The organism is Primorskyibacter flagellatus (assembly GCF_048268605.1).
GTDB lineage: Bacteria > Pseudomonadota > Alphaproteobacteria > Rhodobacterales > Rhodobacteraceae > Primorskyibacter > Primorskyibacter flagellatus.
Genome location: NZ_JBLWVF010000027.1, coordinates 20,652 through 27,448, shown reverse-complemented (window position 1 = coordinate 27,448; position 6,797 = coordinate 20,652). Strand labels below are relative to the sequence as shown.

The 6,797-nt window shown below is 57.1% G+C and carries 6 protein-coding genes; 2 read left to right on the top strand and 4 right to left on the bottom strand.

Features of this window, described 5'->3' with window-relative positions; translation table 11 throughout:
- Positions 1-441: 441 nt before the first annotated feature.
- From ACN0WV_RS18115 to ACN0WV_RS18100, 4 genes are read right to left on the bottom strand one after another with little or no spacing between them, the layout of a single operon-like run.
- The gene (locus tag ACN0WV_RS18115) at positions 442-1,209 is read right to left on the bottom strand and encodes an iron ABC transporter ATP-binding protein (RefSeq protein WP_084353073.1); all 768 of its coding nucleotides are present in this window, start codon (positions 1,207-1,209) and stop codon (positions 442-444) included.
- Complete coding sequence (locus ACN0WV_RS18110) at positions 1,206-2,150, bottom strand: iron chelate uptake ABC transporter family permease subunit (protein ID WP_084353072.1); 945 nt, start codon at positions 2,148-2,150, stop codon at positions 1,206-1,208. Before ACN0WV_RS18110 ends, ACN0WV_RS18115 begins: the two co-directional genes overlap by 4 nt.
- Positions 2,143-3,096, bottom strand: a complete 954-nt coding sequence (locus tag ACN0WV_RS18105) for an ABC transporter permease (RefSeq protein WP_084353071.1) — start codon at positions 3,094-3,096, stop codon at positions 2,143-2,145. The genes ACN0WV_RS18110 and ACN0WV_RS18105 overlap by 8 nt, the downstream gene beginning before the upstream one ends.
- 53 nt (positions 3,097-3,149) lie before the next feature.
- On the bottom strand, positions 3,150-4,064 hold the full coding sequence (locus tag ACN0WV_RS18100; protein ID WP_084353070.1) for a siderophore ABC transporter substrate-binding protein: 915 nt from the start codon (positions 4,062-4,064) through the stop codon (positions 3,150-3,152).
- A gap of 131 nt (positions 4,065-4,195) precedes the next feature.
- Between ACN0WV_RS18100 and ACN0WV_RS18095 the strand changes: the two genes are divergently transcribed.
- Positions 4,196-4,480: a DUF2218 domain-containing protein gene (locus ACN0WV_RS18095; protein ID WP_084353069.1), complete on the top strand. Its 285-nt coding sequence runs from the start codon at positions 4,196-4,198 to the stop codon at positions 4,478-4,480.
- A gap of 197 nt (positions 4,481-4,677) precedes the next feature.
- A complete protein-coding gene (locus tag ACN0WV_RS18090; protein ID WP_084353068.1) occupies positions 4,678-6,657 on the top strand; it encodes a TonB-dependent receptor domain-containing protein in 1,980 nt (659 codons plus the stop codon).
- Positions 6,658-6,797: the final 140 nt, after the last annotated feature.

The following is a 6,797-nucleotide window of genomic DNA, read 5'->3' as shown; positions in this document are numbered from 1 at the left end:
ATACCGATTATGTCGGCCACCTCTCATCCCCAACCCGCAAAGCCCCGGGAAGAACACTCAAAGTCGCCCTGACAAAAACGTTCTGAAAACCATGGCCGGAGCAACTGCTCCGGCCATCTTTGCCGTGCGGTAATGCACAACTCAACCCCAACCCAAACTTCCCCGGATCCTGATCCAGGCACATTGAGTTGACGCGCGGTCCAAACACTCCACCACACCGTTTCCGCGAACAAGCGGATCACGCCCGGCCTGCCCCGGATCGCTGAGCTTTCCCAGGCAATAGGGTTCGATGATCACCCGTTGCACGTTGGTTAAAACGTGCCGGATCAAGGCTGCTCTCCTTATGTTTGCAACCTTGACCCAAAGCCAGAGGATCTGAAGATCCTAGACGTCAAAAGCACCCAGATCGAATGTGTAGAGTTCGGCATTTGCGGCGACATCTTACATGTGGTGGAGAATGACGGGCTTTCCGTCGATCGACACAACACGGATCGGCATTCCGAAAAGATCTGACAAGATGGGTTCTGTCAGTACTTGGTCGGGGGGGCCTGAAAACACAAGGGCTCCATCTTTGAGCGCAACAATGTGGTCTGCCCAGGCCGCGACATAATTGATTTCATGTACAACCATGACGATGCTGCGGGAACGCTCTGTTCCGGGGCGGCTCATTGCGTGCAAGCCGGCCGTGAGCTCTTTGGCGTGGTACATATCAAGATTGTTGAGCGGCTCGTCGAGCAGCACCCAATCGGTATCCTGAACAACGCCCATCGCGACGAACGCACGCTGTTGCTGACCGCCGGAAAGCTCATCCAGAAAGCGGTACTGAAGAGCCTGCAAATCAAAGGCAGCAATGGCTTGGTCGACGGCATCTTCATCCCGTTGCGCTGGACGTCCTCGGTGGTGTGGCCAACGTCCGAACGCCACAAGATCGCGGACGCGCAACCGCGAAGACACACCAAGCTGTTGCGCAACGACGGCAATTTTCAGGGCCAGTTCTTGCGTGGGCGCCGTGGAAACATCCACATCATCGACAGTGATCTGACCGCTTTGCAGTGGCGTCAGCCGCGCGATGAGGTTCAACAACGTGGATTTTCCCGCACCGTTGGGGCCAATCAGCGCGGTGATGCCGTGACGCGGAATACGCGTCGTAATCCCCGTAAGAATTGGCGACTTGCCGATCACATGGCTGACGTTCTGGATTTGAATCATCGCACGCGCCCCCTGAGCACGAGATAAAGGAAAAGCATACCGCCGGCGAATTCGACAATCACCGAAAGCGTAGACTGCATCCGCAAAACCCTTTCAAAAATTGCCTGCCCGCTAACGAGGATAAGCGCAGAAATCATTGCGGCGGCGGGAAGCAACAGCGCGTGGCGATGGGTTCGCATCATAGAATGAGCAAGCGCCGCAACCAGCAATCCGAGAAAAGTGATCGGTCCGACGAGCGCGGTAGAGACTGACACCAAAGCCGCCACGAGTGCCAGCAATCCAAGCACCATCCGGTCGTAAGGCAAGCCAAGCCCGATCGCGGATTTGCGCCCCAGCCCCACGACATCGAGTGCGCGGATCAAGGGCCGTATTGCCGTGAACGCCGCAAGACAAACGACGCCGGCCAATGCCAGTTGCGCCGTATCGACGGAATTGAACGAAGCAAACATGGCACCTTGCACGACCGAGAATTCCGATGGATCAAGGATGCGCTGGAAGAACGCAGTGAGCGAACGGAAGAGAACGCCGAAGATCACCCCGGCAAGGATCATCCGGTGAAGATCGGTCCGGCCTCGGCCCATCAGGACGGAAAACAGCGCCATTGCAGCAACCATCATGATGGCCGTTTCTATCAGAAACTTTGCGGGACCAAGCAATCCGATATAAGCCGACCCGCCCAAGACAATCACCAGAAGCGTTTGGATCAGAAGAAACAGCGCGTCGAACCCCATGATCGCCGGAGTCAGTATACGATTGCCGGTGACGGTCTGAAAAATCATCGTGCTGACGCCTATTGCAGCACCAACCAGCAAAAGTGCCGCCAGCTTTACAACGCGCAATTCCAGAATGAACCCCACTGGACCTTTGAGACCCCAGAACAGGAAAAAGCTACACGCAGCAAGCAGCAACCCTGCGAGCAGTAAGAGCCGACGGTCAGGCACGGGCGGGCCTCGCAAGCAGAAGCCAGAGGAAAACCACCGCGCCAAACACGCCGAATATCGTTCCAGCCGGAATTTCATAAGGAAAACGGACAAGTCGACCAAGCACGTCACAGGCCAGGACCATCCCTGCGCCCATACCCGCGACGACAGGCAAGGACGCACGCAGATTGTCGCCCATCATGCGCGCTACGATATTCGGCACCACCAGACCGACGAAGGGCACCATCCCGACCGTGACAACCACCAGCGCAGTAACCATCGACACAGTCACCAGCCCCAGTGCCATCACTTGCCGATATTTCAAACCAAGAGATATTGATGCGTTCCTGCCCAATCCTGCGATCGTGAATTGGTCCGCCGCGATATAGGCAATGACCGTCATCAACCCGGCAAGCCAGAGCAATTCGTAGCGCCCGGCAAGGACACCGGAAAATTCTCCGCTCATCCACACGCCGAGATACTGCATCATGTCCCATTGATACGCTATAAAGGTGGTTCCCGCCCCGATGATGCCCGAATAGATCAGCCCGATCAGCGGCACGAGTAGCGGCTGCGACGGGGGCAATTTGCGGATCAAGATCAGGAAACCGCCCATGCCCACAAGCGCTGCAAGCGCAGAGACCGACATCTTCAGTATCAATGGCATGGCAGGTGCGGCCAGCGTGACCGCCAAAAGGCCCAACATCGCGGCCTCTGTCGTCCCTGTGGTGCCCGGCTCGACAAAGCGGTTACGCACCAGCAGCTGCATGATAACACCAGCCACGGCCATTGACGCACCGGTCAGGAGGGCGGCAAAGGTGCGGGGCAGACGGCTGGCCAGCATCAGACGAAGCGCCTCTGGGTCGCTGCCCAATGTGCCCAGATCAAGCGTTGCCGCCCCGATCGCAGCCGAGATCAGCGATAGGACCAGCAAGGCCACGAACGTGAGGAGATAAGAAAACCGCATGGCACCTTGCGAGCGGTGTTCCGGACCTTATGCGACCCGGAACAGGTCTAAATTTAGCCTTCGAAACCGGCCCGTATCTGGTCCAGAACGCCGGTCATGGCCTGAATGCCGCCGCCAGCGATATAGATCATGGCCGGATCGACGTAGATTACGTTTCCAGCTTTCCAAGCGCTGGTGCCTGCAACCAGCGCGTTGTCCAGAGTCTCGACTGCCGATGCGCCTTCTGCACCGACAGCAGCTCCACGGTCCACGACGATTAGATAGTCGGGGTTCACTTCGGCGATGAACTCGAACGACACGGCCTCGCCATGGGTTTGGGCATCAACGTTTTCTTTGGCTTCCGGCAACTCAAGAGCCTCGTGTATCCAGCCAAAGCGAGAGCCTTTTCCGTAGGCAGAAACCTTGGGACCGTTGGTGAGGATAATCAGGGCATTGCCCTTGCCTGCCACCGCCGCCTTGGTTTCCTCCAGCTTTTCCTCAAACGCCTTTCGAAGGTCTGCGGCCTTTTCCTGTCGTTCGAAGATCTCGCCATAGGTCTCAAGTCGGGTCAGAGCCTGCTTCACTTGCGTGCTGTTCTCATCCGCCCAGATGGTCATGTCGATTGTCGGTGCAATGCGTGACAGGGGCTTGGTCTGGCTGGACGACCGCCCACCCGCGACGATCAGGTCAGGTGCCATGATCGCGAGGCTTTCGAAATCCGGCTCGAACAATGATCCGATGCTGGTTGCTTGATCGGCAACCTCGTCCAGATAGCTGACGTAATGGGGTTGCGGAACGCCCGCGACCTTAACTCCGAGCGCCGTAAGCGTATCCAGTGCAGCAATATCAAGCACAGCAATTTTTGCGGGATTTGCCGGGACACTCGTCTCGCCCTGATGGGTTTCAACGGTGACCTCGGTGGCCCAGGTGGCGGTGGCAACCAGAGCTGCGGCAAGCGGCAGCACAGCCCGGCACAGGACATGTTTCATCTTAAACCTCCAGTGATGTGGAAGAGCGCAACACTGGCGTCTGGCTTGCATCCCGCTTCTGGGAACAGGGTGTATTCGCTTGCTTCCGCAGGGTCCAGCACTTATTCTGACAAAAACATTCAGGATAAGACATGCACAAGCTAATCGGCCGATTTGAGACACCAAATGCCAGTAAATATCTGCAACAACTCTGCAAACATTTTGCCCATAAGATCAAAGTCGATCACACCGCGCAGGAAGGCATCTGCCATTTCGTCATGGGACCTGCGTATCTCAGCGCCGATGAGGTCGCATTGACGGTGCGTTTTGAATTGTCCTCGCCAGATCACACTGACGCCGCGCGCGGCGTTATCGACAGCCATCTTGAGACCTTCGCCTTTCGTGAGGGGTTTAAACACATGAGTTGGTCAAGCTGATACTCGGCCAACGCAGCTCTTGGTACTGTGGCGCAAAGGCAACCCGTGGATGCAATTACCCTACGAAAACACTCGGAATGCTTCCGTACCACTTGTGGTCGCGGCATGGCACGTCCAAGACAGCCGGTAACGGCAGCTACGATCCTTTGATTCAGCCACCTGGTCTTCGCAGTTTTGCGACAAACAGGGGGCTACCTATGCGCGCTAGAATTCTTAAAACCGTATTTCTATCCAGTGTCTTCACTGCACCAGCCTATGCACAGGACGCACCGTTCGAGTCCAACGCAATTTTTCTAGGTACGCTGGCCATCAACAGCACCGGTGGAGACGCAATAAACGACAAGGACGTCACCAGCGACGATCTAGACCGCAAGAACCCCGCCGACCTTCAGGAGTTGTTCCGGTCCGAGCCAACCATTTCCGTCGGAAGTTCCATTCCGATGTCGCAGAAAGTCTATGTGAATGGGATTGAGGAGACTCGGCTCGGCATCACAATCGACGGCGCGCGCCAGAACAACAAGGTGTTCCACCATGCCGCCACCAACCTGATCGACCCGGCGCTGCTGAAATCGGCGCGTGTCGATCCGGGTGTTGCCCCTGCGGACGCTGGCCCCGGCGCGCTGGCGGGCACGATCGCTTTCGAAACCAAGGATGTTGAGGATCTGCTGGACCCCGGTGCAACCGCTGGCGGCCGCGTGAAGCTTGAATATGACAGTAATGGTGATGTCGGCACCGCCAGCAGTGCGGTCTACAGCCGCCAAGGTGGGTTTGAGTCGCTTCTGTTTCTGAAACGCGCCGAGGGCGACACCCGGCAGGATGGTGCCGGCGATGACATCACTGGCTCTGGCACCAACCTTGCAAGCGGCTTGCTGAAGCTGGCCTATGAGACAGACGAGGGCCACCGGTTCGAACTGTCCTACGAGCAGGTCCATGACGACGAAGCGCGCCCTTACCGCGGCAATATCCAACGGTTGATCGGCGGGCGGCCTGTGCCGCTGACGCGGAACTATGTTCTGGATCGCAGGAATGTGGTGCTGACCTACACGGATGAGACCCCGGAAGGTTGGTGGGATCCGAAATTCCAACTGTCCTTCGCCAAGACCGAACTGGATCTGCCGGAAGAGGATCAAAGCACCTATGGCCGCACGCAAAGTTTCTCTGGTGTGTTCCAGAACACGTTTGCAGTTGCCAGCGGAACAGTCACCACCGGACTCGACTTCTTCCGCGACGAAGGCGAAATGGATTATAAAAGCTCCACAAACCCCGCGTGGAATGAACACCCGATTGAAAAGCTGCGCAACGTCGGGGTCTTCGGCCAGGCCCGGCTTGAACCCCTCGGCGGATTACGGCTGACCTTCGGCGCGCGTGCTGATTTCCGAGAGCTTGAAGGTGTTGATGGGTCAAAGCATGACGATTCCGGTATCTCGGGCAATTTCGCGGCCGAATATGACCTGACCGACAGCGTGACCCTCAGCGGTGGTTACTCGCATGTCTGGGGCGGGATCGATCTGGCAGAGAACTTCATCATGAACGCTGCCTGGACTTACCCGTCTGACGGGTTTGACTCGATCACCGCCCGCAACGCCTTTATCGCTGCGGAATTGCGGACCGGGGCTTGGGTTTTCGATGCAAAGCTCTTCCAGACCGACATCGACAATGCGCGCAACGCCTCTTACGGCGGTGGCCCAGCGTTGACTGCGGATGTGGAAACCCGTGGATATGAGGTTGGCGTGGCCTATGCATGGGCCAATGGCTCTGTCCAGCTTGGCTATGCCAATATCGAAAGCGATGTGGATGGGCGCATTGCGGATTCTTATTCAGGAAATTACCTGACCATGCCCTTGGGTGAGGTCATCACCCTGTCAGCCGTGCATGACTTTGAGACGCTCGGATTGCGTATTGGTGGCGATGTGGAACATGTGTTGAAAAACACCCGCACCTACAGCTTTGCGTCCGGCGGCTCGGGTCCGGCGTTGCCATCCTACACCGTTGCCAATGCCTTTGTGGAGTATACACCGCGACAGATGGACAACCTCACGTTCCGGGCAGAGGTAAACAACATCTTTGATGAGCAGTATGCTGCGCGCGCAACCTACGGTCAGGATTTTGCAGGCGAGGTTGTGCCCCTGTATGAACCGGGCAGAGCACTGCGCATTTCGGCGGCTATCAGGTTCTAATGCTCCCCGCCTGAATACTATCAAAAAGCGACCGGACTTACCCAAAGGGTGTGGTCCGGCTCGCCCGTTGGAGTATCACGCCATCTTGCAGGGCTGGCTGATGCGTCGCTTGAACTGCCCGCCTTGAATCTATTATCGCT

Excerpts from the sequence above, each read along its gene's own strand:
- ACN0WV_RS18100 (WP_084353070.1), bottom strand. The coding sequence starts at position 4,064 with ATGAAACATGTCCTGTGCCGGGCTGTGCTGCCGCTTGCCGCAGCTCTG.
- ACN0WV_RS18095 (WP_084353069.1), top strand. The coding sequence starts at position 4,196 with ATGCACAAGCTAATCGGCCGATTTGAGACACCAAATGCCAGTAAATAT.
- ACN0WV_RS18115 (WP_084353073.1), bottom strand. The coding sequence starts at position 1,209 with ATGATTCAAATCCAGAACGTCAGCCATGTGATCGGCAAGTCGCCAATT.
- ACN0WV_RS18105 (WP_084353071.1), bottom strand. The coding sequence starts at position 3,096 with ATGCGGTTTTCTTATCTCCTCACGTTCGTGGCCTTGCTGGTCCTATCG.
- ACN0WV_RS18090 (WP_084353068.1), top strand. The coding sequence starts at position 4,678 with ATGCGCGCTAGAATTCTTAAAACCGTATTTCTATCCAGTGTCTTCACT.